Annotated in this window: 27 protein-coding genes; 10 read left to right on the top strand and 17 right to left on the bottom strand. The window is 65.1% G+C overall.

Features of this window, described 5'->3' with window-relative positions; translation table 11 throughout:
• Window positions 1-142: 142 nt before the first annotated feature.
• Entirely contained in the window at window positions 143-982 is an 840-nt protein-coding gene (locus AO684_RS00265; RefSeq protein WP_054300741.1) for a zinc-ribbon domain-containing protein, read from the top strand.
• A gap of 9 nt (window positions 983-991) precedes the next feature.
• Here AO684_RS00265 and AO684_RS00260 read toward each other — a convergent pair whose 3' ends face one another.
• From AO684_RS00260 to argH, 6 genes are all read right to left on the bottom strand, one after another.
• Window positions 992-3439, bottom strand: a complete 2448-nt coding sequence (locus AO684_RS00260) for a DUF4175 domain-containing protein (protein WP_054300740.1) — start codon at window positions 3437-3439, stop codon at window positions 992-994.
• Window positions 3440-3467: 28 nt separating this feature from the next.
• On the bottom strand, window positions 3468-4733 hold the full coding sequence (gene lysA / locus AO684_RS00255) for a diaminopimelate decarboxylase (protein WP_054300739.1): 1266 nt from the start codon (window positions 4731-4733) through the stop codon (window positions 3468-3470).
• 69 nt (window positions 4734-4802) lie between these two features.
• Complete coding sequence (locus AO684_RS00250; RefSeq protein ID WP_054300738.1) at window positions 4803-5084, bottom strand: DUF2834 domain-containing protein; 282 nt, start codon at window positions 5082-5084, stop codon at window positions 4803-4805.
• Window positions 5084-5302 carry a hypothetical protein gene (locus AO684_RS00245; RefSeq protein WP_054300737.1) on the bottom strand — a complete coding sequence of 73 codons (219 nt, stop codon included), beginning with the start codon at window positions 5300-5302 and terminating at the stop codon, window positions 5084-5086. Before AO684_RS00245 ends, AO684_RS00250 begins: the two co-directional genes overlap by 1 nt.
• The gene (locus AO684_RS21465) at window positions 5302-5454 is read right to left on the bottom strand and encodes an argininosuccinate lyase (protein WP_108128149.1); all 153 of its coding nucleotides are present in this window, start codon (window positions 5452-5454) and stop codon (window positions 5302-5304) included. The genes AO684_RS00245 and AO684_RS21465 overlap by 1 nt, the downstream gene beginning before the upstream one ends.
• A gap of 66 nt (window positions 5455-5520) precedes the next feature.
• Window positions 5521-6945 carry an argininosuccinate lyase gene (gene argH, locus AO684_RS00240; RefSeq protein ID WP_054300736.1) on the bottom strand — a complete coding sequence of 475 codons (1425 nt, stop codon included), beginning with the start codon at window positions 6943-6945 and terminating at the stop codon, window positions 5521-5523.
• A 26-nt stretch (window positions 6946-6971) separates the two neighbouring features.
• On the opposite strand from argH, the gene AO684_RS00235 reads away from it, so the two are divergent.
• Complete coding sequence (locus AO684_RS00235) at window positions 6972-7520, top strand: TlpA disulfide reductase family protein (RefSeq protein ID WP_054300735.1); 549 nt, start codon at window positions 6972-6974, stop codon at window positions 7518-7520.
• Here AO684_RS00235 and AO684_RS00230 read toward each other — a convergent pair.
• Complete coding sequence (locus AO684_RS00230) at window positions 7501-8043, bottom strand: DUF2087 domain-containing protein (RefSeq protein ID WP_054300734.1); 543 nt, start codon at window positions 8041-8043, stop codon at window positions 7501-7503. The genes AO684_RS00235 and AO684_RS00230 overlap by 20 nt on opposite strands.
• Before the next feature lie 139 nt (window positions 8044-8182).
• Window positions 8183-8761 carry a DNA-3-methyladenine glycosylase I gene (locus tag AO684_RS00225; RefSeq protein ID WP_054300733.1) on the bottom strand — a complete coding sequence of 193 codons (579 nt, stop codon included), beginning with the start codon at window positions 8759-8761 and terminating at the stop codon, window positions 8183-8185.
• Between the two features lie 85 nt (window positions 8762-8846).
• Between AO684_RS00225 and AO684_RS00220 the strand changes: the two genes are divergently transcribed.
• The 4 genes from AO684_RS00220 to AO684_RS00205 all read left to right on the top strand — a co-directional run bounded on the left by AO684_RS00220 (window position 8847) and on the right by AO684_RS00205 (window position 12904).
• On the top strand, window positions 8847-9692 hold the full coding sequence (locus AO684_RS00220; protein ID WP_229825211.1) for an EAL domain-containing protein: 846 nt from the start codon (window positions 8847-8849) through the stop codon (window positions 9690-9692).
• 135 nt (window positions 9693-9827) lie between these two features.
• A complete protein-coding gene (locus AO684_RS00215) occupies window positions 9828-11003 on the top strand; it encodes an acetyl-CoA C-acetyltransferase (RefSeq protein ID WP_054300732.1) in 1176 nt (391 codons plus the stop codon).
• Between the two features lie 169 nt (window positions 11004-11172).
• The gene (gene phbB / locus AO684_RS00210; RefSeq protein WP_054300731.1) at window positions 11173-11898 is read left to right on the top strand and encodes an acetoacetyl-CoA reductase; all 726 of its coding nucleotides are present in this window, start codon (window positions 11173-11175) and stop codon (window positions 11896-11898) included.
• Between the two features lie 124 nt (window positions 11899-12022).
• Window positions 12023-12904, top strand: a complete 882-nt coding sequence (locus AO684_RS00205) for a DMT family transporter (RefSeq protein WP_054300730.1) — start codon at window positions 12023-12025, stop codon at window positions 12902-12904.
• Here the strand turns inward: AO684_RS00205 and AO684_RS21150 are convergent.
• From AO684_RS21150 to AO684_RS00195, 3 genes are all read right to left on the bottom strand, one after another.
• A complete protein-coding gene (locus AO684_RS21150) occupies window positions 12895-13062 on the bottom strand; it encodes a YdcH family protein (protein WP_082400616.1) in 168 nt (55 codons plus the stop codon). The genes AO684_RS00205 and AO684_RS21150 overlap by 10 nt on opposite strands.
• A 97-nt stretch (window positions 13063-13159) precedes the next feature.
• Complete coding sequence (locus AO684_RS00200) at window positions 13160-13918, bottom strand: tRNA1(Val) (adenine(37)-N6)-methyltransferase (RefSeq protein WP_054300729.1); 759 nt, start codon at window positions 13916-13918, stop codon at window positions 13160-13162.
• On the bottom strand, window positions 13918-14133 hold the full coding sequence (locus AO684_RS00195; RefSeq protein ID WP_054300728.1) for a DUF2007 domain-containing protein: 216 nt from the start codon (window positions 14131-14133) through the stop codon (window positions 13918-13920). The genes AO684_RS00200 and AO684_RS00195 overlap by 1 nt, the downstream gene beginning before the upstream one ends.
• 54 nt (window positions 14134-14187) lie before the next feature.
• On the opposite strand from AO684_RS00195, the gene AO684_RS00190 reads away from it, so the two are divergent.
• Window positions 14188-15189 carry a polyprenyl synthetase family protein gene (locus AO684_RS00190; RefSeq protein WP_054300871.1) on the top strand — a complete coding sequence of 334 codons (1002 nt, stop codon included), beginning with the start codon at window positions 14188-14190 and terminating at the stop codon, window positions 15187-15189.
• On the opposite strand, the gene AO684_RS00185 is transcribed toward AO684_RS00190, so the two are convergent.
• The 4 genes from AO684_RS00185 to AO684_RS00170 all read right to left on the bottom strand — a co-directional run bounded on the left by AO684_RS00185 (window position 15165) and on the right by AO684_RS00170 (window position 21256).
• Complete coding sequence (locus AO684_RS00185; RefSeq protein ID WP_054300870.1) at window positions 15165-16058, bottom strand: 4-(cytidine 5'-diphospho)-2-C-methyl-D-erythritol kinase; 894 nt, start codon at window positions 16056-16058, stop codon at window positions 15165-15167. The genes AO684_RS00190 and AO684_RS00185 overlap by 25 nt on opposite strands.
• Window positions 16051-17805 (bottom strand): tetratricopeptide repeat protein, encoded by a 1755-nt coding sequence (locus AO684_RS00180; protein ID WP_054300727.1) that lies wholly within the window; start codon window positions 17803-17805, stop codon window positions 16051-16053. The genes AO684_RS00185 and AO684_RS00180 overlap by 8 nt, the downstream gene beginning before the upstream one ends.
• Window positions 17806-17921: 116 nt before the next feature.
• Window positions 17922-20516, bottom strand: coding sequence for a bifunctional lysylphosphatidylglycerol flippase/synthetase MprF (gene mprF, locus AO684_RS00175; RefSeq protein WP_054300726.1), 2595 nt, complete (start codon window positions 20514-20516; stop codon window positions 17922-17924).
• Between the two features lie 134 nt (window positions 20517-20650).
• Entirely contained in the window at window positions 20651-21256 is a 606-nt protein-coding gene (locus AO684_RS00170; RefSeq protein ID WP_054300725.1) for a TetR/AcrR family transcriptional regulator, read from the bottom strand.
• 104 nt (window positions 21257-21360) lie between these two features.
• On the opposite strand from AO684_RS00170, the gene AO684_RS00165 reads away from it, so the two are divergent.
• The 3 genes from AO684_RS00165 (at window position 21361) to glpX (ending at window position 24100) form a co-directional block, all read left to right on the top strand.
• Window positions 21361-21651: a hypothetical protein gene (locus tag AO684_RS00165; RefSeq protein ID WP_054300724.1), complete on the top strand. Its 291-nt coding sequence runs from the start codon at window positions 21361-21363 to the stop codon at window positions 21649-21651.
• 67 nt (window positions 21652-21718) lie between these two features.
• Window positions 21719-23014, top strand: a complete 1296-nt coding sequence (locus AO684_RS00160) for a homoserine dehydrogenase (protein ID WP_054300723.1) — start codon at window positions 21719-21721, stop codon at window positions 23012-23014.
• A gap of 117 nt (window positions 23015-23131) precedes the next feature.
• Window positions 23132-24100, top strand: coding sequence for a class II fructose-bisphosphatase (gene glpX, locus AO684_RS00155; protein WP_054300869.1), 969 nt, complete (start codon window positions 23132-23134; stop codon window positions 24098-24100).
• Between the two features lie 63 nt (window positions 24101-24163).
• Here glpX and AO684_RS00150 read toward each other — a convergent pair whose 3' ends face one another.
• Window positions 24164-24574: a PaaI family thioesterase gene (locus AO684_RS00150; protein WP_054300722.1), complete on the bottom strand. Its 411-nt coding sequence runs from the start codon at window positions 24572-24574 to the stop codon at window positions 24164-24166.
• A 77-nt stretch (window positions 24575-24651) separates the two neighbouring features.
• On the bottom strand, window positions 24652-24946 hold a 295-nt coding region (locus tag AO684_RS00145; RefSeq protein ID WP_304437858.1), incomplete at its 5' end, for a GcrA family cell cycle regulator.

Here is a 24946-nt window from a genome sequence, read left to right as displayed (position 1 = left end):
TTCGCCCAGTGGCGCGGCGGATTCAACCACATGCGCGACGACTTGCGGAGAATCCTGTCCGACTTGGGGTTGGACAAGCAACATATCGTTGCTACAACTGGGCCAGTAACAAGCCGGAAACGGCGGGCGGGAGCGGGACAGGATGCGGCTGATTTGCCCCAATTGCGATGCGCAGTACGAGGTCGCGGATGATGCCATTCCGACCGAGGGCCGCGATGTGCAATGTTCGAATTGTGGCCACGCCTGGTATCAGGAGCACCCTTCGGTTCTTGAAGCCCGCGAAGAGGCCGATGCGCTGGAAGCCGCGCTGACGCTGCCCGATCCCGTGCTAGAAACCGGGACGCCGCCGCTGGTGGAGCCGGAACCGGCGCCTGTGCCACCGCCGCCGATTGTCGAGCCTGTTCCAGAACCCCCAGTCCCGCCCGTCGCAGCACCACCCCGCCGCAGCAGTCTGGACGACAGCCTGATGGCCGTCCTGCGCGAAGAGGCGGAGCGTGAGGCGCAGGCTCGGGCGAGGGAAGAGCCACGCGGGCTGGAAGTGCAGGGTGATCTCGGGCTGGATTCCGTGGGGGCTGTTGTGCCTGCCGCTGCGCAGCGCGTGGCCCGGCTGAAAGGAATCGAGACCGACCCGCAGGAGGATGCCGAGGGCGAAGCCGCCGCGGCGCGTATCGCCAAGGGCCGGGATTTGCTGCCCGATATCGAGGAAATCAATTCCACGCTCCGCCCTTCAAGCGAGCGCGGTGTCAACGAGGCAGAGGTCTCGTCGGCGACGCAGCCGCAGGGCAGTTCGTTCCGCAGCGGCTTTGCGCTGATGCTGCTGGTCGCGGTCGCCCTTGCGCTGGCCTATGTGATGGCGCCCCGGATTGCCCAGCAAATCCCGGCGCTTGCGAAACCTCTGGCGGGCTATGTCGAAGGCGTCGATGCGGCACGACTTTGGCTTGACGGGCTGATGCAGCGGGCAATTGCCGCCTTGCAGGGCTGACGCCCGGCTTCAGAACAGATCAAGCAGCCGCTTCAGATAACCAAGTTCGTTGTCGGCGCGCTGTTGCTCGCCCGCCCGGCGCCGGATCTCGTCCAGCAGATCCTGCGCGCGGCGGTAAACATCCTGCCCCTGCGCCATGTTGCTGTCCGAACCGATGGCGCGACTGTCGCCCTGCTCACGGCCCAGCGGATCGCGGGAGCGGCCGGGATCATCGTTACCGCCAGGCTGCTGCTCGCCCTGATCGGCACGCCGGGCTTCGCGCGCGGCTTCGTCAAGCGCCCGCATCCCCTGACGCAGCCGGTCCATCGCCTCGGCCTGCCGGTCCAGTGCGCCGGACAGATCGCCGTCGCGCAGCGCGCGTTCCGCCTCGTCCATGGATTGCTCGGCCCCATCCAGCGCCTGCCGTCCCTGTTGACCCTTCTCGCTGCCCTCGCCGGGAAGCTGGCGATTGCCCAGCCCTTCCAGCCGTTCGCGCAAAGCGCGCTGACGCTCGGCCAGACTGCCGCCTTCGCCCTCTTCCTTTTCGCCCTGACCCTGATCGCCCTGCTGCAACTGGCGGAAGGATTCGTCTGACAGATCCTGTTGGTCGCGCAGCGTTTCCTGAAGCGCCCCCATGCCGGGTACCGAAAAGCCATCATCGCCCGCGCCACCTTCGGTGATCTGCAAATTCTCCAGCAATTGCTGCAACATGGCCATGGCCTGCGCGGCTTCGGCCATCTTTCCTTCCTCGATCAGGCGCTGGATTTCATCCATCATTTCCTGAATCTGGTTGCCGGTGATCTGCATGCGTTCCTGATTTTCGGCCTGCTGCCCATCCGGGTTGCGCTGGGCGCGTTCGGCGAGCATGCGCACATAATCCTGCGTTGCGGCGCGCAGCTCTTCCATCAGTTCCTGAATTTCGGCCGGATCGGCGCCGTTGCGGATCGCCTCGTTCAGCCGGTCCTGTGCGCGTTCCAGCCGGGCGCGGGCTGAGGCCAGATCGCCTTCCTCGACCAGCAGCGCAATCTCCCAGAACTCTTTCGCCAGTTCATCGCGCAGTTCCGGGGTCAGCGTTGCGGCATTGGTATCCAGCTTTGCCATCGCCGTTTTCAGCCGGTCGAAAGTTTTTTCGTCGCGGATCAACCCGTCGGGATGATAGGTGATCGCTCGGAAAATCTGCGCGGCGCGCGGGGCATTGCTGCGGTTCCAAAGCAGATCACGCCGCATCTCGACGATTGCGGCGGCCAGCGGATCGAAAAAGCGCTTGCCGGGCAGCACGAGACTCAGGGGCTCAGTCTGGCCGGTCTGTCCGCGTCCGTCCGTCACTTCAAGCTGCACCTGCACGGGCAGGTTGGCGAAGGGATGTTCCGAGATATCCTCGACCAGCGCATCCTCGAAGCTGGCGCGGTTGCCGCTGATCGGCAGCGGCAGGTCAAGCGTAAGAGCAGGGCGCGGTTCCGGCTCGGTCGCAAGGCCATACCGCCGGTCAACCTGCGGCAGGTCCAGCGTGATGCTGACGCTGCCCGAGGTAATGCCATAATCGTCCTCCGCGGAGAAGGGCAGCTTCATCTTGCCATCGCGTTCGCGGGTTACCGGCCCCGTCACTGAAACGCCCGGTGCCTTGTCCGGGCTGACGGCCACCTGCCATTCGCGTCCGCCGCGTCCGCTGATCGAAAGGGCGCCGCTTTGCATCACCTCAAAGCTCTGCGCCGGGTCCGAGGCGGCACCGGGCCGGGTGCTGCCCGAGATGGTTTCGTTCAGCGTCAGCGCGCCGACATCGCCGTAAAGCCGGATCTGGACCTTGCTGCCCTGCGGTAGCTCCAGCGGGCCGGCGGGTACGTCATTGAGGTAAAGCGCCGGCTTGCCGGTATAAAGCGGCGGCTGGGCCCAGCCTTCCCACGAGGGGCCGGCCATCATGGCCTCGGCGGCGCCGGGGGCGAGGCCGGACACGCTGGCGACCCGCCAGATCGATCCGAACAGCAGCGCCATCACCATGGCGGTCAGCGCCATGTAGCGGAGCCCGAACGGGTCGCGCTCCGCCAGACGCAGATCGGGCCGCACCGGGCGGGCGGTGGCGGCGCGGGCTGTCATGCGGGCGCGATGGGTCTGCCAGACCGCGACCGAGGCCGGATCAGAGCCACCCACCGCCTGTTCGTCGGTCAGCGCCGAAATCGGCTGGCCGGGCAGCGAAGCATCCAGTCGCGCCAAAGCTTCGGTCCGCCGGGGGGCGTGAAAGCGGCGTAACCCGCGCCACAGGGCCCAGCACGCACCGACACAGGCGGCGACCAGCCCGGTCCAGGCCGCTTCAAGTGGCAGGATATCCTGAAGCCCGAAGGCCAGCACGGACAGGACCAGCAGAAGCACGGTCCACAGCGGCCAGAAGGCGCGTGACAGGCGTTCGGCCCACAGCCCCGCCCACGTCAGCCGAAGCGGCCAACGGATACGGTGAAACAGCTCGGGCGCGGATTTCGCCTGCATTGCCTCCGTCACAGTTGGGGCCGCGAAGTCACAGCCATGACGGCAGCTTATCGCGGCTCAGCATCTCGTCATAGCTCGGGCGTTCCCGGATGACGGCGAAGTGATCGTCGCGCACCAGAACCTCGGGCACAAGAGGGCGCGAGTTGTATTCGTTGGCCATGACCGCTCCATAGGCCCCGGCCGAGCGGAAGGCCACCAGATCTCCCTCTGCCATCAGCGGAAGATCGCGTGCCTTGGCGAACGTATCGCCGGTTTCGCAGATCGGGCCCACGATGTCGAAAGGCTGGGTCGGCGTGGCGGGGGCGGGTTCTGCCACCGCGACGATGTCGTGATGCGCACCATACATCGCCGGGCGCACCAGATCGTTCATTGCGGCGTCGACGATCAGGAAATCACGGCCCTCGCCATGTTTCACATAGATCACCTTCGACACCAGAATGCCGGAATTTCCGGAAATCAGCCGCCCGGGCTCGATCTCGATCTCACAATCCAGATGTCCCAGTTTCTGCTTGATCAGTGCGCCGTAATCCAGTGGCAGCGGCGGCGCCTCGTTCGACCGGGTATAGGGAATACCCAGACCCCCGCCCAGATCAAGGCGGCGGATCGTATGACCATCGGCCCGCAGCGCGGCGGTCAGGTCGGCCACCTTGTCAAAGGCCTGGCCGAACGGCTCCAGATCGGTCAGCTGGCTGCCGATATGCACGTCGATACCCACGATCTCCAGCCCAGGCAGCCGTGCGATTTCGGCATAGACTTCGCGCGCGCGCGCGATCGGGATGCCGAACTTGTTCTCGCTTTTCCCGGTGGCGATCTTTTCGTGGGTCCGGGCATCCACATCCGGGTTTACCCGGACGGTGACGGGTGCGCGCAGGCCCATCGAGGCGGCGACTTCGGACAGCGCCCGCATCTCGGGTTCGCTTTCCAGGTTGAACTGGCGGATGCCGCCTTCCAGCGCGATCCGCATTTCCTCGCGCGTCTTGCCGACGCCCGAGAACACGATGCGATCCCCCGACACCCCGGCGGCCTTGGCGCGCAGATATTCCCCGATGGAGACCACGTCCATCCCCGCGCCCAGATCGCCCAGCAGCTTCAGCACCGCCACGTTGGACAGCGACTTGATGGCGAAGCAGACCATGTTCGGCAGCGGGTCCAGCGCCTGTTTGAACAGTTGGTAATGCCGGGTCAGCGTCGCAGCGGAATAGCAATAGAACGGCGTACCCACCGCAGCGGCGATTTCGGTCAGCGGCACATCCTCGGCGTGCAGGCTGCCATTGCGGTAGATGAAGTGATCCATGCGCGCCTCCTCAAGCAGTCGCCCCGCCTATAGCAGAACACAGCATCTTCGCAATCGCGGCGCAAAGGGTTACCGCACCGGCGCGGTGCGCAGAAACAGGTAGAGCGGCAGACCGCAGCCGGGGCCAAGCAGAAAGGTCACCGGCAGGGCGATCAGCGCCAGCCAGTTGCGCCGCACCCAGGTTTCCGCGATGGCCCAGAGGGCAAGCGCGATGGCGGTGATCAGCATGTCCGACGGGCCGGGTGTGAAGCGGGCGAGGGCGGCGGGCAGCCCGCCCGCCAGTAATTGTGACAGGGGAGCCACCGCCCCGGCCAGTGCCAGCGCCAGATACAGAAGGCGCAACGCTGACATCAGAGGCCGATCCCGATTCCGATGCCGCCGATCCGGGTTCCGATCCGCGCGCCATGAGGCGTGACGCCGACCCGAGCCGTTCCGACCCGCGTGCTGACAGAGGGTGTCACCGCCACGCCGGTGGGCGTGGCATGAACGTTCAGGTTGGTCTGCGGCTCCGGCACCGGGGCGGCGCAGGCGGCCAGCAGGATCAGCCCGAGAACGGCGGCTGTTCGCATCACGGGCTCACATGGGTCAGTCCGGCACGGGCGTCGCCGGACAGCGTAACCCCGGTCTGGGCCTCGGGCGCCTTCGGCGGGCCGTCGGCCCCGCAGCCTGCCAGAAGCGCGGCCAGCGCCAGCCCGATCAACCCTTTGCCTGCATTCGTCATTTTCGTCTCCAAGACTCTCCGCCGCCTGTCGCGGCACATGCGCCGCAGGCAATCAGGCGGCGAGCGTCAGCGCAACAGCCCCTGCCAGCGCGCGATCTGTTCGCGCACCTGAACCGGCGATGTTCCGCCATATGACTGCCGGGAGATCACGGAATTCTCGACCCCCAGCACCGAATATACACTTTGGTTTATACCTTCGTGAACGGATTGCATTTCGGTCATGGTCAGCTCGGGCAGGTCACAGCCCTTCTTCTCGGCCAGCGCAACCAGCGTGCCGGTCACATGATGCGCTTCGCGGAAGGGCAGGCCCAGTTCGCGCACCAGCCAGTCGGCCAGATCGGTCGCGGTGGAGAAGCCCGAGGCGGCGGCGGCACGCAGGTTTTCGGTCATCGCCTGCATGTCGCTGACCATGCCGGTCATCGCGGCCAGACCCAGCATCAGCGTGTCTGCGGCGTCAAACACCTGTTCCTTGTCCTCCTGCATGTCCTTGGAATAGGTCAATGGCAGGCCCTTCATCACGGTGAACAGCGCCACCGTCGCGCCGAGGATACGCCCGAGTTTCGCGCGCAGCAGTTCGGCCGCGTCGGGGTTCTTCTTCTGCGGCATGATGGACGAGCCGGTTGTCCATTTGTCCGACAGTTTGACAAAGCGGAACTGGGCCGAGGACCAGATCACCAGCTCTTCAGCAAAGCGGCTCAGGTGCATGGCGCAGATCGCCGAGGCCGACAGGAATTCCAGCGCGAAATCGCGGTCGCTGACCGAATCGAGACTGTTGGCTGTCGGCCGGTCAAAACCCAGAGCCGCCGCCGTGGCATGGCGGTCGATGGGGAAGGAGGTTCCGGCCAGCGCCGCGGCGCCCAGCGGGCATTCGTTCATCCGGCGCCGCGCGTCCTCGAACCGCGAACGGTCCCGCGCCAGCATTTCCACATAGGCCAGCATGTGATGGCCCCAGGTCACGGGCTGGGCGGTTTGCAGATGGGTGAAGCCCGGCATGATCCAGTCGGCGCCTGCTTCGGCCTGCGACAGGAAGGCTTTCATCAGCGCAGTCACTCCGGCAATCGCCGCATCGCACTGGTCGCGGACCCAAAGCCGGAAGTCGACGGCGACCTGATCATTGCGCGACCGTGCCGTGTGCAGCCGCTTGCCGGCCTCGCCCACGATCTCGGTCAGGCGGGCCTCGACCGACATATGAATGTCTTCATGTTCGACCCTGAAGGTGAAGTTTCCGGCCTCGATCTCTGACAAGACCGTGAGCAGCCCTTCCCGGATCGCCCCGGCGTCTTTATCGGTAAGGATGCCCTGCGCCGCCAGCATCGCGGCATGGGCGCGCGAACCGGCAATATCCTGGGCGTAAAGCCGCTGGTCGAAGCCGATGGAGGCGTTGATCGCCTGCATGATGGCATCCGGCCCGCTGCTGAAGCGACCGCCCCACATGGCATTCGCCGTATCCGGGGCGTTTGCGGAAGTCTGGGTCTTGTCGTCTGCGCTCATTCTGGGCCTGCCTTTGTGGAGGGAAAATGCTGCCTGTCCGTGCCGCCGTCCTTTATACGGCCTTGCTGTTCGGTGCAAACCCGGCTGCTGCCGATATTGCCGCCGCCGATGCGCTGCGCGACGGTGACATGAAGAAGCTGAACTTCGCCGAGGCTCAGGAACTGCCCGAAATCGGGCTGGTCGGGCTGGACGACAGCCCCCGCGCATTGTCTGAGTTTCGCGGCAAGTGGACGGTGGTGAACTTCTGGGCCACATGGTGCCCGCCTTGCCGCCACGAGATGCCTTCGCTCGGAGCCTTGCAACAGGTGATGGGCGGGCCGGAGTTCGAGGTCGTGACTGTCGCCACCGGCCGCAATGCCGTTCCGGCCATCGAAGAGTTCTTCGAAGAGGCGGGTGTCACCCATCTGACCGCGCTGCGTGATCCGAAATCGGCGCTGGCCCGCAATGTCGGGATCGCGGGTCTTCCGGTGACGCTGATCCTCAACCCCGAGGGCGAGGAGGTTGGCCGCCTGATCGGCGATGCCGACTGGAACAGCGCCGAGGCGCGGGCCGTCCTTACCGCGCTGATGCGCTGAGCCGAAGCGACCGGATCAGTGCCACTGCTTCGGCCGGGGGAGCCTGTTCGATCCGCCGATAACCGGTTCCGTCGGGCTGCCTGGCAATCAGGCCGCTCTGCGCCATGGTGCGGCGCAGGATGGCGGCATCTCCGAACAGGTGCAGCCGGTCCAGCAGGGATGAAAACGCGCGCTCCGTCCAGCTTTGACCCTTTGGCACCTGTGCCCAGAGCCCCCACAGCGCCAGATGCTGGGCCGAGGTCTTGGCGGGCCAGCTTTTCAGCCGCGCCTCCGCATCGAAATACCGCCGGACCTTTTCGACCGCACGCAGGTCGACCTCGGGCAGGAGCGGCGGATCGAGCCGGAGCCGGGCGGCGTCCTGGGCCCGGAAATGCTGAAAGTTCCGAAAGCCTGCACCGCGCGCCAGCATGTTCAGCAAGGTCAGATGGCCTGGCTGGCCCTCATGTCCGGCGAGCTCCGCGCCAAGACGGCGCGCGAGCACAGAGATGTCTTCTGCCCGATAGGGCAGGGAAAGGCGTGTCATGGCACCCTCATGTCTGGCCCGGAACGGCGCGGGTCACCCTTGGCGGCCGGGCATGGGGAAACCATGGCTGGCGGGACGGCAGGTTTAGCTGGCCTTTCGGCTGGTGACGCCTGGGTGAACTGCGGACCCTGCACAAAGTCTAGCGCGGCGGTATTCCGGCGGCAAGCCGGCCATGACAGGGGCAGGTGACCATGTGGTCGTTCACCATGCCGGTTGCCTGCATGAAGGCGTAGACGATGGTCGGGCCGCAGAACTTGAACCCTTCGGCCTTCAGCGCTTTCGACATGGCCCGCGATTCGGGCGTCTCGGTCGGCACTTCGGCCATGCTGGAGAAGCGGTTCACGATGGGGTTGCCGCCGACGAAGCGCCACAGGAAGGGCGAAAACCCCTCGCGTTCCTCGATGCGCAGCCAGGCGCGGGCGCCTGCAATGGTGCCCTCGATCTTGCCGCGATGGCGCACGATGCCCGGATCGGCCAGAAGGCGCAGCACCTCGGGCTCACCCCAGCCTGCGATGACCTCCGGGCGGAAACCTTCAAAGGCGGCGCGAAAGGTCTCGCGCTTGCGCAGAATGGTGATCCAGCTCAGCCCGGCCTGAAACCCGTCGAGGATCAGCTTTTCGAACAGGGCGCGGCTGTCGTGTTCGGGCACCCCCCATTCGGTATCGTGATACGCGACATAAAGCGGCTCGGTGCCGCACCAGGTGCATCTGCCTTCCATGACAAACTCCGCAAAATTAGAACTAAATGTGAACTTTCATCCGGTCTTTACCTTTGGCCACGCAATCTGTCGAGCGGAAGCAAGCATGGGGGTGGTGATGGAGTTCCGGCAGCCAGGCGGTGCCAAACCGAAAGGGCCATTGTCCGATCCGCTCAGCTTTGCGATATCCGAACTGGACCGGCAGACCATGACCATGGTGGAGGAGGCGCTGCGCGATGGCCGGGTGCGGCTGGCTTTCCAGCCCGTCGTGATCGCGGCGGATACCCGGAAAATCGCCTTCCACGAAGGGCTGATCCGCCTGCTGGACCCTGCCGGGCGGGTGATCCCGGCACGGGAGTTCATGGGCGCCGTCGAAACGCAGGAACTCGGGCGACAAATTGATTGTGCCGCGCTGGATCTGGGGCTGCGGACGCTGGCGCGCCATACGGATATCCGTCTGTCAGTCAACATGTCGGCCCGTTCCATCGGCTATCCCCGCTGGATGCGCATTCTCAAACGCGGGTTGCGGCAATCCCCGACCATCGGGGAAAGGCTGATCCTCGAAATCACCGAAAGCTCGGCCATTGCGGTGCCGGAAACCGTGACGGCCTTCATGGATGATCTGCAACGTGAGGGCATTGCCTTCGCGCTCGACGATTTCGGGGCGGGCTATACCGCCTTCCGCTACTTCAAGGAGTTCTTCTTTGACATCCTGAAGATTGATGGCCAGTTCATCCGCAACATCCATACAGACCGCGACAATCAGGCGCTGACCCGGGCGCTGATCTCCATCGCACGTCAGTTCGAGATGTTTACCGTGGCCGAGGCGGTGGAAACCGTGGAAGAGGCGCAGTTTCTGCAAACTCTGGGCATTGACTGTATGCAGGGCTACCTTTTCGGGGCGCCGACGCTGAAGCCCGCTTTCTTGCCCGAGGATCGCAAGCTTGCCTGACATCTGCGACGAATCGCCAAAATTGGCACGTCGCCGCGCAATCTTCTTGCTCAGCGCCCGAAACTTGCTTACCCCATGCTGCAAGGCGGCAGAGGAGCCCCTCCGCCGCATCGGCCAAGGGAGAGGACTACAGCCATGACGAATGTCGTTATCGTTTCTGCCGGGCGGACTGCCGTCGGCAGCTTCAACGGGTCTTTTGCCAATACGCCGGCGCATGAGCTGGGCGCTTCGGTGATTGAGGGCGTGGTGGCCCGCGCCGGGATCGACAAATCCGAAGTTTCCGAGACCATTCTGGGTCAGGTGCTGACCGCCGGTCAGGGCCAGAACCCGGCCCGCCAGGCGCATATCCTGGCTGGGCTGCCGCAGGAAAGCTCTGCCTGGAGCCTCAATCAGGTTTGCGGGTCCGGCCTGCGCGCGGTCGCGCTGGGCGCACAGCATGTGCAGCTTGGCGATGCCAGTATCGTCGTGGCAGGCGGTCAGGAAAACATGTCGCTGTCGCCCCACGTCGCGCATCTGCGGGCGGGTCACAAGATGGGTGACATGAAGTTCATCGATTCGATGATCAAGGACGGGCTGTGGGATGCCTTCAATGGCTATCACATGGGGCAGACGGCAGAGAATGTCGCGAACCAATGGCAGATCAGCCGCGACATGCAGGACGAATTTGCTCTGGCCAGCCAGAACAAGGCCGAAGCGGCGCAGAAAGCCGGCCGCTTCAAGGACGAGATCATTCCCTTCACGATCAAGGGTCGCAAGGGCGACATCGTGGTGGATGCCGATGAATATATCCGTCACGGCGCGACCATGGATGCGATGCAGAAGCTGAAACCGGCCTTCGTGAAAGACGGCTCGGTTACCGCGGCCAATGCCTCGGGTATCAATGATGGTGCGGCGGCGGTGCTGTTGATGTCGGCGGACGAAGCCGCGAAGCGTGGTCTGAAGCCGCTGGCGCGCATCGCTTCCTACGCGACTGCGGGTCTGGACCCGGCGATCATGGGCGTCGGCCCTATCTATGCCAGCCGCAAGGCGCTGGAAAAGGCGGGCTGGAAAGCTGCGGACCTCGATCTGGTCGAAGCGAACGAGGCGTTTGCGGCTCAGGCCTGCGCGGTGAACAAGGACATGGGCTGGGACCCGTCGATCGTGAACGTGAACGGCGGTGCCATTGCCATCGGTCACCCGATTGGCGCTTCGGGCTGCCGCATCCTGAACACACTGCTGTTCGAAATGCAGCGCCGGGACGCGAAAAAGGGCCTTGCCACGCTTTGCATCGGGGGCGGCATGGGCGTCGCCATGTGCCTTGAGCGCGTCTGAATATTTCAGACTTTAAAAACTTTCGGCGGCGCACTGGCAACAGTGCGCCGCTTGTCTTTTGATCCTTTGCGAAATTTTGCTGCGATTGCAAAAAAACTTTCGCAACATTGTTGCGAAGGCGCGCTCTGTCCGATAGCAAGATTCCAAGCAGACATTTCAAGGAGGAATCATGTCGAAAGTTGCTCTGGTCACCGGCGGGTCGCGCGGCATCGGTGCGGCGATCTCGGTCGCGCTGAAGAATGCGGGCTATTCCGTTGCGGCGAATTACGCTGGCAATGACGATGCCGCCGCCGCCTTCACCAAGGAAACCGGCATTCCCACCTACAAATGGTCTGTCGCCGATTACGATGCCTGCGCGGCCGGTATCGCCAAGGTCGAGGCAGAACTGGGTCCGGTATCGGTTCTGGTGAACAATGCGGGCATCACCCGCGATGCGATGTTCCACAAGATGACCCGTGCGCAATGGCAGGAGGTGATGGATACCAACCTCACCGGCCTGTTCAACATGACCCATCCGCTGTGGTCGGGAATGCGTGACCGCAAATTCGGGCGCGTGATCAATATCTCCTCGATCAACGGGCAGAAAGGCCAGGCGGGGCAGGCGAACTATTCGGCGGCGAAGGCGGGCGATCTGGGCTTCACCAAGGCGCTGGCGCAAGAGGGCGCGCGGGCGGGCATCACCGTCAATGCAATTTGTCCGGGCTATATCGGCACCGAGATGGTCCGCGCGATTGATGAAAAGGTGCTGAACGAGCGCATCATCCCGCAGATCCCGGTCGGTCGTCTGGGGGAGCCCGAAGAAATCGCGCGCTGCGTGGTTTTCCTTGCGGCCGAGGACGCAGGCTTCATCACTGGCGCGACCATCAGCGCCAATGGCGGCCAGTTCTTCGTCTGACCCGTTCACACAATCGCTCAAAGGCCCGCTTGCGCGGGCCTTTTTCTTTGCCTAGACCTGCGGTCGGACGCAAAAATCTTTGAAAGATTTTTGCAAATTTCTTGCAAGAAATTTGCGGGGGCAGATGACACAGGGCAGGGCGACCGCCATCGGATTCAGTGCAGTGCTGCTTTGGGCACTGCTTGCGCTGTTCACTATCGGTTCGGCGCCGGTGCCGCCCTTTCTGCTGAATGCGATCTGCTTCGCCATTGGCGGTGGCCTTGGATTGGTTCGCGTTCTCGCCAGCGGCGAGGGCGCGGTGCTGCGCCGTGTGCCGTGGTATGTCTATCTCTTCGGCGCCATCGGGCTTTTCGGGTATCACGCCCTCTATTTCACCGCCTTCCGCATCGCGCCCTCTGCAGAAACCGGGCTGATCGCCTATCTCTGGCCACTCTTCATCGTGCTGCTGTCGGGCCTTCTGCCGGGCGAGCGTTTGCGCGCGGGGCATATCCTCGGCGCGCTGATCGCCTTCGCCGGGGCGGCGCTGATCGTTTTGGGCCGCGACGGCGGGCAGGCCAATGTGACGGGGCTTCTGCTGGCCTTCGGTTGCGCGATCACCTGGGCAGTTTATTCGGTCGCTTCACGCGCCTTCGGGCAGGTGCCGACGGCTGCGGTGGCAGTCTATTGCCTTGCGACGGCGCTGCTGTCAGCGATTGCGCATCTGGCCATCGAACAGACGGTCTGGCCCGCAACCGCGACAGGCTGGCTGTCGGTGCTGGCGCTGGGGCTTGGGCCAGTGGGGCTGGCGTTTTTCACATGGGATATCGGCATGAAAAAAGGCGACATCCAGTTGCTTGGAGTCGCCTCTTATGCTGCGCCGCTCCTCTCCACGCTGGCGCTGGTGATTGCCGGTATCGCGCCCCCATCGCTGACACTGCTTGTCTCGGCGGTTCTGATCACCGGAGGGGCTGCGCTGGCCGCGCGGTCAAGATCGGCGCGGCCCGGCGCGAAACGCGGTCAGGCGTGAGACAGCCGCTCAATCTCTTCCTTGAGCTTGAGCTTCTGCTTTTTCAGCGCCGCGATTTCGAGATCGTCACTTCCGGGCGCGCGCTGGGCGCGCTCAACCATTTCGGACAGGTGTTCGTGCTTTCTCCTCAGCTCGACAATATGCGAAGCGACGGTCATCAAAGCCTCCTGTTTTGTGTTCGACAGGTTGATTGCACCACGGATTCATTCGCTTGTCATCAAAATGTCACCGCTGCGGCGCGGCATTTTCGGGCAATTAGCCGAACTGCGCCGAAAGGTCGCCGCCGGTGCGCAGGATTTCGTTCGCGGCGGGGGTATAGCTTTCGCGGTCGCCCTCATGTGATGCGCCGTGATGGATGACAAAGGGTGCGAGCAGCCGGAAAGGTGCCCGCCCGCCCTTGCGGGCGCGCAGAATCAACCGGCGCGCGGCGCGGCCCTCGCGGGAGGCCAGCGGCAATACACTGGCCGAGCCGAGCGTGCCAAGTGCCGACAGAAGGTCGGGCAGGGCATCGGTGCCGGTGATCATGGTCAGCCAGCCGCCCGGGCGCAGCCGACGCGCGGCGGTGCTGACCCATTCTCCCACAGCGACAGCTTCGACCCGCATGGCCAGTGCGCGGCCGGCGACGGGCGAGGGGGTGCCGCCAGGCGGGTAGTAGGGCGGGTTGCAGATCACATGGTCAAAGTCGCGGCGCAGATCGCGCGGCATGTCGCGCAGGTCGCCTTCTGCCACCTCCAGCGCGATGCCGTTGCGGGCGGCGTTGCGGCGGGCAAGATCAGCATAGTCGGCTTGCAATTCCAGCCCGGCAAGACGCAGGCCCGGCACACGCCAGCCCAGACATAAGGAGGCGGCCCCGGCACCGCAGCCAAGATCCAGCACGCTCTGCCCCGCCTCTGCCGGACAGGCGGCGGCGAGCAGCACCGGATCTGTCGCCGCGCGATAGCCTTTCAGCGGCTGCCACAATCGCAGCTTTCCGCACAGAAACTTGTCATCACTGAGGTCCGCGTCGGAAAACATCAGCTCCCCGGGTCGATCTCATTGTCGCGCAGCACGGCGCGCGCGATGAAAAGGTCACGGTCCGCCACCATCAGCCGCTGCGGCAGAATGCCAAGGCTTCCATCAAGGATGCTCATGTGGACGTCGAGCGGAAACACCGCTATACCCTCGCCCTCAAGAAGGGTCGTGGCGAAGGCGATGACGGTCGGGTCTGTGCTGCGCAGGATTTCCTTCATGTCGCAGCAATGTCGGCAAAAGGCGCGCTTGTCGAGGGGATGAACGGGGGCGATATGGGGTTGGACGAGGCTGCACAGAAACCGCATGATCGCCTTGGCGAATGGCTGGCCGCCGATATGGAGGCGGTGAACGCCATGATCCGCGCCAGAATGGCGTCTGAACATGCGCCGCGCATTCCCGAGGTCACCGCGCATCTGGTGGAGGCCGGGGGCAAGCGGTTACGCCCGATGCTGACGCTGGCGGCGGCGCGGCTGTGTGGCTATGACGGCCCGTTCCACATCCATCTGGCGGCGACGGTGGAATTCATCCACACCGCCACCCTGTTGCATGACGATGTGGTGGATGAAAGCACCCAGCGGCGCGGGCGTCCGACGGCCAACCTGCTGTGGGATAACAAATCCTCGGTTCTGGTCGGCGATTACCTGTTCGCCCGCAGCTTTCAGTTGATGACCGAGACGGGCTCGCTGCGGGTGATGGAGATTCTGTCCAACGCCAGCGCCACGATTGCCGAAGGCGAGGTGCTGCAACTGACGGCAGCGCAGGATCTTGCGACAACGGAAAGCATTTATCTGCAAGTCGTGCGCGGCAAGACGGCGGCGCTGTTTTCTGCCGCGACCGAGGTGGGTGGCGTCATCGCAGGAGCTTCGGCTGAACAGGTGCAGGCGCTTTATACCTATGGGGATGCGCTTGGCATTGCCTTCCAGATTGCTGACGACCTGCTGGATTATGGCGGCACCTCTGCCGCCATCGGCAAGAATGTGGGTGATGATTTTCGCGAGCGCAAGCTGACCCTGCCGGTGATCAAGGCCGTGGCGCAGGCCGATGCGGCAGAGCTTGCCTTCTGGGAGCGCACGATAGCAAAGGGCCGTCAGGAAGACGGTGATCTGGAGCAGGCGCTGGCCATCATGGTCCGTCATGGCGCGATGGAAGCGGCGCGCGACGATGCGCTGGCCTGGGCCGCAAAGGCGCGGGCCGCCATCGACACGCTGCCCGACCATCCGCTGCGCGGCATGCTGTCGGATCTCGCTGCCTATGTGGTCGCGCGGATCAACTGAGCCATATCGGCCCGTCCCGGATAGATCAGGCCCGACGCGACCCACCACTCGGGCTGGTCTGCTGCCAGAGCCTCGGACGCCGCAATCGCCTCGGCCTCCTTCGCGAACAGTGCGAAACAGGTGGCGCCCGATCCTGACATGCGCGCGAACAGCGCACCGGGCAGGGCCGCCAGCGCGCTGACCACATCGCCGATCACCGGGGCAATGGTCCGGGCGGGGGCCTCCAGATCATTGCGGGTCTCGCGCAGCCAATCCGCCAGCGCGGCGGCGTCGATCCATCCCGGCAAAGCCTCGGGCAGAGACGGGTTTTCCTTATGGGGCAGGGTCTTGAAAACCGCTGGCGTCGGCACCTCGACGCGCGGATTGGCCAGAACCACATGCACTTCGGGCAGCGGCGGCAGCCAGTCCAGCTTCTCTCCGATGCCACGCATCCGGGCAGGATGCGAGGCAAGACAGACCGGCACATCCGCCCCCAGCGCGGCCACCGCATCGGCCTGCGCCTGTGCCATGACCGGCATTCGCCCTGCCATGGCCTGAAGCCGCAGCAGCACGCGGATGGCCGCCGCCGCATCAGCCGACCCGCCGCCAATCCCGCTGGCCGGGGGCAGGCGCTTGTCCAGCACCAGTTCGGCACCCATGTCGCCCGCCACCAGCCGTGCCGCGCGCAGGACCAGATTATCGTCACCGGCAGGCACGCCCGCTGCAAAAGGCCCCGTGATCCGCAGATTTAGCCCGTCCGCCGGGGTCGCGCGGAGCCCGTCGCCGATCCCGGCGAAGACAACCAGACTGTCCAGCAGGTGATAACCGTCTGCCCGCTGTCCGGTGACATGCAGGCAGAGGTTGATCTTGGCATGAGCGAATTCAGTGATCGTTTTCGGCAGCATCGACCTTGCCCAGCGGGGCTGCGCCTTCATCGGCAAGCACGCGGTCCAGCCCGATTTCCAGCTTGCGGCGAATGCGCTTCGCCTCTTTTTCGTCGGGGTCGAACGACAGGGCGCGGCGCCACTGGAATTGCGCTTCCAGCTTGCGACCGACCGCCCAATAGACATCGCCCAGATGGTCGGTCACGATCGGGTCCACCGGCTCCATCAGCGAGGCGGCTTCCATCGGCTCGACCGCCTCGTCATAGCGGCCAAGGCGGAAATAGGCCCAGGCCAGGCTGTCAGTGATATACCCGCTGTCGGGTTGCGCGGCGACGGCGCGCTTGATCAGGTCCAGCGCCTCGTCGAGGTTCTTGTTCAGTTCAAGAAAGCTGTAGCCGAGGTAATTGAGCACCTGCGGCTGATCGGGGCTCAGTTCCAGCGCCTTGCGCAGATCGGCCTCAGCCTGATCCCAGCGTTTCTGGCGCTCGTGACAGATGCCGCGGCTGAAGAACAGCGGCCAGTCGCGGGCGGTCGGGGTGCCGACCAGCGCGATGGCGGCGTCATAGCCCTTGGTCGCATCCTCGAACCGATCCTCGCGACGCAGCAGGTCGGCATAGGCGATCTGCACGCTGAGAAGCTTCGGATAGGTACGGGCAAGGTTCTGGAGCACCTCCAGCGCGGCATCGGTGCGGTCGCTGGCCAGCAGGGTGTCGGCCCGGCCCAGTTCAGCCATATAGAATTCCGGCGCGGTGTTCGGAACCAGCGCAAAGGTTGCGGCGGCCATATCATGCTGGCCTTCCGCATTCAGCAGGCTCGCCGACATCAGCACCGCCTCGGTGTGATCGGGGCGCAGCCAGGCAGCCGTGCGGGCATAGATCAGGGTATAGCTGTTGTCCGCCTCACCATTCAGCGCCACGGCCATGGTGTAGAAGGCCTCGGCCACGCCTTCGGCAGGGTTGGTTGCGATGGCATAGGGCACAGGCTCGCCCGCATCCAGACGTGCGCGCATCTCATCGACCGCCGGATCTTGCCCCTGCGCGAAAGCGCCGTCCAGAAGCGCGACGGCATCGGCATTGCGTTCCAATTGGCTGAGGATCTGGGCATGACCGAGCAAAGCGCGGCGCACGGTTTTCAGGGGGGCGAGGGCAGGGTCCGACAGGATCTTGTCTGCCCCTTCGAAATCACCGACCGATGCCAGCGCCAGCGCCTTGTGATAGCGCGCGAAGAGGGCGGCACCTTTTGCCTCGGCGGCCTTGTCGAACGCGGCCAATGCCTCGGTCATCCGGCCCTGACCGGCCTCGGACCAGGCGCCGACCAGCTGGTCGAACAGCGTATTGGTGCTTTGCCCCTTGGCAATAGCCGCTACGATGGCGGCGTAATCTCCGCGTTTGGCCTCGTCGGCCAGCAGGGCGAGGCTGGCGAACTGGCTTTTGCCCCCCAGATCGACAAGCTGTTGGCCATAGCGCGCCGCAGCCTCGAAATCACCCGAACCCATGGTGGCGACGATGGCGCCATTCAGCATATCGGTGTTCTGCGGGTCCTTCGCGAGCGCGCGGGCAAACCAGCCTGCCGCCTCGGCGTAATTGCTGTCCGTGGCGGCGACACGGGCGGCCAGATAGGCGCCGGCATCCACCGGCTGTTCCGGGGCGGGTGCGGTCTCGGTCGTTTGCGCGGGGGCTGTTTCGGCCCGTGCCAGCGGCGCGCCCGCAAGGGCTGCAAGGGCAAGGACGAGGGCGGTAGGTCCGAGGCGCATTCAAATCTCCGCTGACTGGCCGATACGCCAGATTAGGCTGCGCTTGGGCACAGCGCAATGCGCCGGGGGCCGCGCAGGGGCGTTGATGGCGTGAAGTCGCGCAGATGTTATTTCAATCACTTGCGCAACAGCCCGCGCGCCCCGCCTGCGATCAGCAGGGCAACATCGGTCATCGCCCGTGTGGGTGAAAGTCCGGGTGGTACGGCGATATAGCGCGGCTGCCAGTCCGGGTGGAACTTCTGCTTGAAGGCACGCAGGCCCGCGAAATTGTAAAAAGCCCCGCCATGGCGATAGATCAGCCGCCCGAAACGGTTCCACAGCCGCCCGACCGACCGCTCCGACAGGCCCGCCAGCGGCGCGACGCCAAGGCTGAATTCGGTCGCGCCCAGATCGCGGTAATGTTCCATCAGCGTCAGGAACAGGAATTCCATCATGCCTGAAGCCTCATCGGGCAGATAGCGCATGAGGTCCACCGACACCCGGCGCCCGTCACCCGGAGCCAGCACATTGGCGAAGGCGAGGATCGGCCCGTCCGCCGCGCGCCGCACCACGGCGATCGGAAAGCGGGCCAGATAGGACGGCTCGAACCGTCCGACGGAAAAGCCCTTTTCGCGTGCGGTCTTGCCGCCGAGCCAGGCCTCCGACACCGTGGCCAGTTCCGCGAGCAGCGCGGCGTCATGCGGCGGTGTCAGAAGTTCCATCCGCAGGCCGTCACGCTCCTGCCGGTTGTGGGTGGCGCGCAGGGACTTGAAGGCGGCGCCCGACAGGCTGAAATTCTGCAACGGGATGACGGCCTCTTCGCCGACCTTGTGGAGCGCCATGCCCAGATCGACATAGACCGGCAGATGCTGGGGCCCGACCTCGTAGAACATCGGACGGCAATTGGCGCGCTGCGCCTGGTCGATGAAGGCCCAGCAGAGGTCAGGCACCTCCTCCGGGCGGCCGACGGGATCGCTCAGCGCGACCCAGGTCGCGCCTTGCACGCCGTACATGATGAAGGCGCCACCGGCATCCGAGAACAGAAAACGCTTGTCACCCGACAGGCCGATACAGCCCTGCGGATCGCCCGCCGCCGCCACGATGGCCGCTGCGCGCTCCAGCACGCCGGGATCTTGCGCGCGTACCGGGCGGCTGCGCACCGGGCGCAGCGCCAGATAAATGCCGAAAAACAGCAGGATGGCCGAGGCGACCAGCCCGGCCCGCAACGCGCGGGGCGTATTGGCGCCATGGGCGATTTCGGTCCACAGATCGTTGGAATAGGGCGTGGTGCGGTGGACGAAGAAAAAGAACACCGCCGCCGCCAGCACGACCCCCAGAACCAGCGCGAACCATGCCGGGCTGAATACACCCTCGGTCAGCTTGGCCTTACGGTGGAAGGCTCCCCGGAATGGCAACAGCAGCAGCAGGCCCGCCCCCAGCAGCAGCGCGCTGTCCACATCAAACCCGTTCAGCAGCGAGGCAACCAGGCCGCCCGCCAGCACGGTCTGAGTCAGCCAGAACGCGGCCTCCACCCTCCGGGCCAGACCGTGCGACAGGATCAGCAGCAGCACCCCGGCCACAGCGGAGGCCAGCGTGCCGCCTTCGATCAGCAGGGCCGCGATGACGTCGCGGTCCGCCATCGCATCCCCCCGAACCGACGGGATCAGCGAGGCCATCAGCAGATAGACCCCGAAGCCGAAGGTCACCAGCCCCACCAGCGAGGGCACCACGCCGCCCAGAGCCTCGGTCACGGGGCGGCTTTGTGCAGGCAGGCGCCCCATCAGCCGGGTGATGAACCCGCCCGCCATCCGCGCCTCGTTGACCGAAACGATGACGAAGCCCAGCACGAAGGGCAGGATGTAATAGATCATTCGGAACATCAGCAGCGCGGCGGCAGCCTCACTGACGGGCACTTCCGGAGGCAGGGTGCCGATGACCACGGTTTCAAACACACCGACGCCGCCGGGGACGTGGCTCAGAATGCCGATCATCATGGCGATAGCGTAGATCGCCACGAAGGATGCAAAATCGGGGGTGCCGGCGGGCATCAGCACCCAGAGCGTATAGGCCGCTGCCACCACGTCGATCAGCGTCACCGCAAGCTGCCCGGCCAGACTGCGCGGCGGCGGCAGGCGCAGGTCGAACCGCCAGACCTTCAGGGAGCGGTTGCCCCAGGAAATGAACACGATCACCGCGACCGAGATCACCAGAACCGCCAGCGAGCCCCAGCGGACCAGGCCGGGGGACAGTGGCAGCACGTCCGAGGCCGCCATCGGATGCACCGCCAGCGCGGCCAGGCCGATCAGCGTCAGGCCGGTGCCGAGCGCCATGGCGATATAGGCTGAAACCGCCGCCACCTCGAAGGCATTCAGCCCGAAGGCGGAATAGATGCGATAGCGCACCGCCCCGCCGGAAACGATGCTGACGCCGATGGTATTGCCGAAGGCATAGCCCAGAAAACCGCCCAGCCCCACGACCCGCCACGGCAGCCGGTGTCCGATGAAATGCAGCGCGAAGACATCATAACCCACCAGCGCCGCATAGCCGACCGCTGTTGCCAGAACCGCGCCGATCAGGCTGTGCCACGGGGTTGCACGGATATGTGCCATCACATCCGCCGGATCGACCGGCCGCAGCAGGTGATACAGCGCATAAAGACCCAGCCCGAACAACCCGATACCCAGCAGGATCGGAAAGCTTCGGCGCAGGAAAGTGAGAGTGGATGAGATCATCTTGAAAATGCTGCCTGTCGCGGTCTTCCGGCCCCGTTTCAGCTAGGCCATCACCGTGCGCGTGTAAACACTGACGGGAGGATTGTGCCGTGGCGGAGCGGCCGCTGTGGCAGAGCGCCGCGCATCGGGGGCATTCAGCGGGTCGGCAAGGGGGAGGCTCCGACCGCATTCAGTGCCATGGCGGCATAGATCGCCTCGACCTCGGCGCGACCAAGGCGACCGCCCTCGCGATACCAGTTCGTCACCCCGGTCAGCATGGCAATCAGCGCCAGCGTGGCAAGCTTGGTGTCGGGCACCGCAAAGACCCCGGCGGCGCGGCCATCACGCAGGATCGCCTCAAGCATATTCTCGTAGCGGCGTCGCAGGGCTTCGATGGCGGTGAAATTGGCAGGCTCCAGATTGCGCAATTCCATGTAGGCAACGAAAACCGCGTCGGGCCGGTCGATGTGATAGCCGATATGGAACCGGGCGAACTGATCCAGCCGGGCCTCGGGGCCGTTGACAGGGGGCAGGGCGGCGCAGGCGGCCAGCAGACCGTCCAGATGGTCGCGCATCAGATCGGCCAGCAGGCTTTGCTTGTCGGGCGTGTACAGATACAGCGCCCCGGCCTGCACCCCGACCTCGGCTGCGATCTGTCGCATGGAAACGGCGGCATAGCCGTGCCGGGCGAACAGGTGTTCAGCCGCCGCGCGGATGCGGGGGCCGGTGATTTCGGAATGTGAGCCGGTCTTGCGTGCCATGTGTCCATGCTATCTGAACGCATGTTCAGTTCAAGCCCGCCCTTTCCGGGCCGCGGCTCTGGCTTGCCGAAAGGCCCGGCCTCCCTGTAAGGATAGGCGGCACGATGCCAGCGCCGGACCTGCCGATGAATGCTTTCCGCCCCTTCCTTGTTGCGCCGCTGGCCCTTGCGGCCTGCACGGCCATGCCGGAACTGGCGCCGCCTGCCGCCCCTGCGGGACCGGCCCCCGCGCTTCAGCCGATTGATACGCTTCTGGCAGAGGCGCAGCTTGATGCTGTGCCGGTCAACGCGGCGGATGGTCTGGCGGGTCGTGCCGCCGCGCTGCAGTCCCGTGCGGCTGCCCTGCGCGCGCTGCGTCTGACGACGCCGGAGCCGACCCCGGCAACGGACGGCTGACGCCAGCCCGATTGCGCAGGGCGGTTGAACGGGCTAACAGACGGACAGACAAATCACGGAGCATATTATGGTTCAGCCCCTGCGTCTCGGGCTCGCCGGTCTTGGAACCGTCGGCATCGGAGTGGTGAAGATCGTTCAGCAACATGCCGATCTGATCACTGCGCGCACTGGCCGCCCCGTGGTGATTACCGCCGTTTCGGCGCGGGACCGCACGAAGAACCGCGATGCCGATCTTTCGGCCTATGCCTGGGAAACCGATCCGGTTGCTCTTGCGCAGCGCGAAGATGTCGACGTGTTCGTCGAGGTGATGGGCGGGCATGAGGGCGCGGCGAAAGCTGCGACCGAGGCCGCCATCGCAGCGGGCAAGGATGTGGTGACTGCGAACAAGGCGCTGCTGGCGCATCACGGGCAGGCGCTGGCCGAAGCGGCCGAGGCCGCGGGCCGCGTGATCCGGTTCGAGGCGGCGGTGGCGGGGGGTATCCCCGTCATCAAGGCGCTGACCGAAGGTCTGGCCGGCAACCGTATCACCCGTGTCATGGGCGTTATGAACGGCACCTGCAACTATATCCTGACCCGGATGCAGAACGCAGGCCTGCCCTATGAAACCGTGTTCGAGGAAGCCCGCCAACTGGGCTATCTTGAGGCCGATCCGAACCTTGATGTGGGCGGGATCGACGCCGGACACAAGCTGTCGCTGCTGGCCGCCATCGCCTTCGGCACCCGCGTCGCCTTCGACGCGGTAGAGCTTGAAGGCATCGGCAATGTCTCGATCGAGGATATCGAACTGGCCGACGACATGGGCTATCACATCAAGCTCCTCGGCGTGGCGCAGATGTCGGGACGCGGGCTGGAACAGCGCATGACCCCGTGCCTTGTGCCTGCCGAAAGCCCCTTTGGCCAGCTGCAAGGCGGCACCAATATGGTGATGCTGGAAGGCGACAGTGTGGGCCAGATCGTGCTGCGCGGCCCCGGCGCGGGCGAGGGCCCGACCGCCAGCGCGGTGATGTCCGATGTCATCGACATCGCGCGCGGTCTGCGACTGCCGACCTTCGGGCGGCCTGCCGCCACGCTGGTTCCGGCGGTTCCGGCCAAGGCCGCGACCCCCGCGCCCTATTACCTGCGGATGACGCTGCTGGACAAACCCGGCGCCCTGGCCAAGATCGCCACCTGTCTGGGCGAGGCGGGCATCTCCATCGACCAGATGCGCCAGATCAACCAGCCGGGCGAGGAAGATGACGATGCCATCGTCATCTTTGTCACGCACAAAGCGGCCCCGGCCGATGTGGCACATGCACTCACAAGCTTTGCGCAGACCGGCGTGCTTGTTGGTCAGCCCGTCGCCATCCGCATCGAGGAACTGTAAGCGGGCAGGCCGCGCCAGTGCGTTAGCGGAACCATCCTTGCGGGCAGGGCTTGCGGCGGCTAGGACAGGGCAAAGTCTTTAACCGGCCTCCATACGGGGCAGACAATGGGGGTTTTCATGGCCGATGCGGCTCAGTTTCAGGATCGGATGCTTTCCCTCGGACTCGCCCGCGTGTCCGAGGCGGCAGCACTTGCCTCGGCGACGCTGATCGGCCGGGGGAACGAGAAGGCGGCGGATCAGGCGGCCGTCAATGCGATGCGCGATCAGCTCAACCTCCTGGACATTGCCGGTGTTGTGGTGATCGGCGAGGGCGAGCGTGACGAGGCGCCGATGCTGTATATCGGCGAGGAAGTCGGCACCGGCAACGGCCCGGCTGTGGATATCGCGCTCGATCCGCTGGAAGGGACCACGCTGACCGCCAAGGACATGCCGAACGCGCTGACCGTGATCGCCATGGCGCCGCGCGGCACGTTGCTGCATGCGCCCGATGTTTACATGGAAAAGCTGGCCATCGGTCCGGGCTATGCGCCCGACACCGTGACACTGGAGATGAGCCCGGCGGAGCGTGTGGAGGCGCTGGCCCGCGCCAAGGGTTGTGCACCGGGCGATATCACCGTCTGCATCCTGGAGCGTCCGCGCCACGAGACGCTGATTGCCGAGGTGCGCGGCACCGGCGCGGCGATCCGGCTGATTACCGATGGCGATGTGGCGGGCGTGATCCATTGCGCCGAAAGCGACAAGACCGGCATCGACATGTATATGGGGTCGGGCGGGGCGCCGGAGGGCGTACTGGCAGCTTCGGCCCTGAAGTGCATGGGCGGCCAGATCTATGGCCAGCTGCTGTTCCGCAACGATGATGAACGTGCCCGTGCCGCCAGTGCCGGGATCACCGATCTGAACCGGATTTATACCCGTGACGAGATGGTTACCGGCGATGTGATCTTTGCCGCGACCGGGGTGACCAATGGTTCGATCCTGTCGGGTATCAAGCGCGAGCCGGGCTGGGTGACGACCGAGACGCTCTTGATGCGGTCGAAAACCGGATCGGTGCGGCGGATGAGCTATCGCAGCCCTGTGAAAGCCTGAGGTTCCGAAATGTCAAAAAGGCCCCCGGTTTCGGGGGCCTTTTGCATTCTGAGTGTCGGGTTTTCACCTGTCCTCGGGCCGCAGCACCATCTGGGTCTGCGTAACCATCGCCGCCAGCTTGCCATCCTCGCGCAGGATGCGGGTCTGCCACACCATTGTCTTGCGCCCCTTGTGCAGCGGCTCGGTCACCGCGCGGGCGGTGGTGCCCAGCGGCACGGGGCGGAAGAAGCCGGTCTTGCTTTCCACTGTCACCGTCCCCTCACCCTCGCGCAGGTTGAGGAAGGTCGCCGTCCCGCCCAGATTATCCGCGAGGCCCATGATGGCGCCGCCATGCAGAACGCCGTTCCGGTTTCCCAGAGCCTCGGTCACCTCAAGTTCGGCCTCCACCCGGTCGGGCGTGGCCGACACGATCCTCAGACCCAGCAGGCGGGCGAAGGCAGGCTGATCGGCAGCGATGGGCGGAATGTCAGACATGTGAAACTCGGGGACTGTGTTGAGAAGAAAACGCCCGCCACCTTGCGGGGCGGGCGTTCGAATTTCACAAGGCCGGGTCAGCGGCGGCGGTCGCGCCGCGCGCTCATCGGCTGGAAGGCCACGCCGACATGGGCGTCGCAATAGGGCTTGCCCGCCTGCGAGGGCAGGCCGCAGAACCAGAAATCTTCGGTCGCCGGATCACCGATCGGCCATTTGCAGGTGCGTTCGGTCAGTTCCATCAGCGTCAGCTTGCGGGCGCGCTTTTCCACCTCGCGCACCGAGGCCAGCGCCTCGGGGCTGATCTCGTTGGCCGAAGGTTGCGGCGGCAGCGGCTGGCCTGCCGGAACGATGGCCTTGCGCAGCGGGATCGGG

The sequence above is a fragment of the Gemmobacter sp. LW-1 genome (assembly GCF_001303875.1).
In the GTDB taxonomy this organism is placed as follows: Bacteria; Pseudomonadota; Alphaproteobacteria; order Rhodobacterales; family Rhodobacteraceae; genus Gemmobacter; species Gemmobacter caeni.
The sequence above is the reverse complement of the archived record's forward strand: the minus strand, read 5'-3'. Positions and strand labels throughout refer to the sequence as shown.

Excerpts from the sequence above, each read along its gene's own strand:
- AO684_RS00165 (WP_054300724.1), top strand. The coding sequence starts at position 21,361 with ATGCCAGCGCCGGACCTGCCGATGAATGCTTTCCGCCCCTTCCTTGTT.
- mprF (WP_054300726.1), bottom strand. The coding sequence starts at position 20,516 with ATGATCTCATCCACTCTCACTTTCCTGCGCCGAAGCTTTCCGATCCTG.
- glpX (WP_054300869.1), top strand. The coding sequence starts at position 23,132 with ATGGCCGATGCGGCTCAGTTTCAGGATCGGATGCTTTCCCTCGGACTC.
- AO684_RS00180 (WP_054300727.1), bottom strand. The coding sequence starts at position 17,805 with ATGCGCCTCGGACCTACCGCCCTCGTCCTTGCCCTTGCAGCCCTTGCG.
- lysA (WP_054300739.1), bottom strand. The coding sequence starts at position 4,733 with ATGGATCACTTCATCTACCGCAATGGCAGCCTGCACGCCGAGGATGTG.
- AO684_RS00225 (WP_054300733.1), bottom strand. The coding sequence starts at position 8,761 with ATGGAAGGCAGATGCACCTGGTGCGGCACCGAGCCGCTTTATGTCGCG.
- AO684_RS21465 (WP_108128149.1), bottom strand. The coding sequence starts at position 5,454 with ATGACGAATGCAGGCAAAGGGTTGATCGGGCTGGCGCTGGCCGCGCTT.
- AO684_RS00265 (WP_054300741.1), top strand. The coding sequence starts at position 143 with ATGCGGCTGATTTGCCCCAATTGCGATGCGCAGTACGAGGTCGCGGAT.
- AO684_RS00235 (WP_054300735.1), top strand. The coding sequence starts at position 6,972 with ATGCTGCCTGTCCGTGCCGCCGTCCTTTATACGGCCTTGCTGTTCGGT.
- AO684_RS00195 (WP_054300728.1), bottom strand. The coding sequence starts at position 14,133 with ATGAAGGAAATCCTGCGCAGCACAGACCCGACCGTCATCGCCTTCGCC.
- AO684_RS00200 (WP_054300729.1), bottom strand. The coding sequence starts at position 13,918 with ATGTTTTCCGACGCGGACCTCAGTGATGACAAGTTTCTGTGCGGAAAG.
- AO684_RS00245 (WP_054300737.1), bottom strand. The coding sequence starts at position 5,302 with ATGCGAACAGCCGCCGTTCTCGGGCTGATCCTGCTGGCCGCCTGCGCC.
- AO684_RS00250 (WP_054300738.1), bottom strand. The coding sequence starts at position 5,084 with ATGTCAGCGTTGCGCCTTCTGTATCTGGCGCTGGCACTGGCCGGGGCG.
- AO684_RS00220 (WP_229825211.1), top strand. The coding sequence starts at position 8,847 with ATGGGGGTGGTGATGGAGTTCCGGCAGCCAGGCGGTGCCAAACCGAAA.
- AO684_RS00205 (WP_054300730.1), top strand. The coding sequence starts at position 12,023 with ATGACACAGGGCAGGGCGACCGCCATCGGATTCAGTGCAGTGCTGCTT.
- AO684_RS00230 (WP_054300734.1), bottom strand. The coding sequence starts at position 8,043 with ATGACACGCCTTTCCCTGCCCTATCGGGCAGAAGACATCTCTGTGCTC.
- phbB (WP_054300731.1), top strand. The coding sequence starts at position 11,173 with ATGTCGAAAGTTGCTCTGGTCACCGGCGGGTCGCGCGGCATCGGTGCG.
- AO684_RS00190 (WP_054300871.1), top strand. The coding sequence starts at position 14,188 with ATGGGGTTGGACGAGGCTGCACAGAAACCGCATGATCGCCTTGGCGAA.
- AO684_RS00170 (WP_054300725.1), bottom strand. The coding sequence starts at position 21,256 with ATGGCACGCAAGACCGGCTCACATTCCGAAATCACCGGCCCCCGCATC.
- AO684_RS00215 (WP_054300732.1), top strand. The coding sequence starts at position 9,828 with ATGACGAATGTCGTTATCGTTTCTGCCGGGCGGACTGCCGTCGGCAGC.
- AO684_RS00160 (WP_054300723.1), top strand. The coding sequence starts at position 21,719 with ATGGTTCAGCCCCTGCGTCTCGGGCTCGCCGGTCTTGGAACCGTCGGC.
- AO684_RS00260 (WP_054300740.1), bottom strand. The coding sequence starts at position 3,439 with ATGCAGGCGAAATCCGCGCCCGAGCTGTTTCACCGTATCCGTTGGCCG.
- AO684_RS00150 (WP_054300722.1), bottom strand. The coding sequence starts at position 24,574 with ATGTCTGACATTCCGCCCATCGCTGCCGATCAGCCTGCCTTCGCCCGC.
- argH (WP_054300736.1), bottom strand. The coding sequence starts at position 6,945 with ATGAGCGCAGACGACAAGACCCAGACTTCCGCAAACGCCCCGGATACG.
- AO684_RS21150 (WP_082400616.1), bottom strand. The coding sequence starts at position 13,062 with ATGACCGTCGCTTCGCATATTGTCGAGCTGAGGAGAAAGCACGAACAC.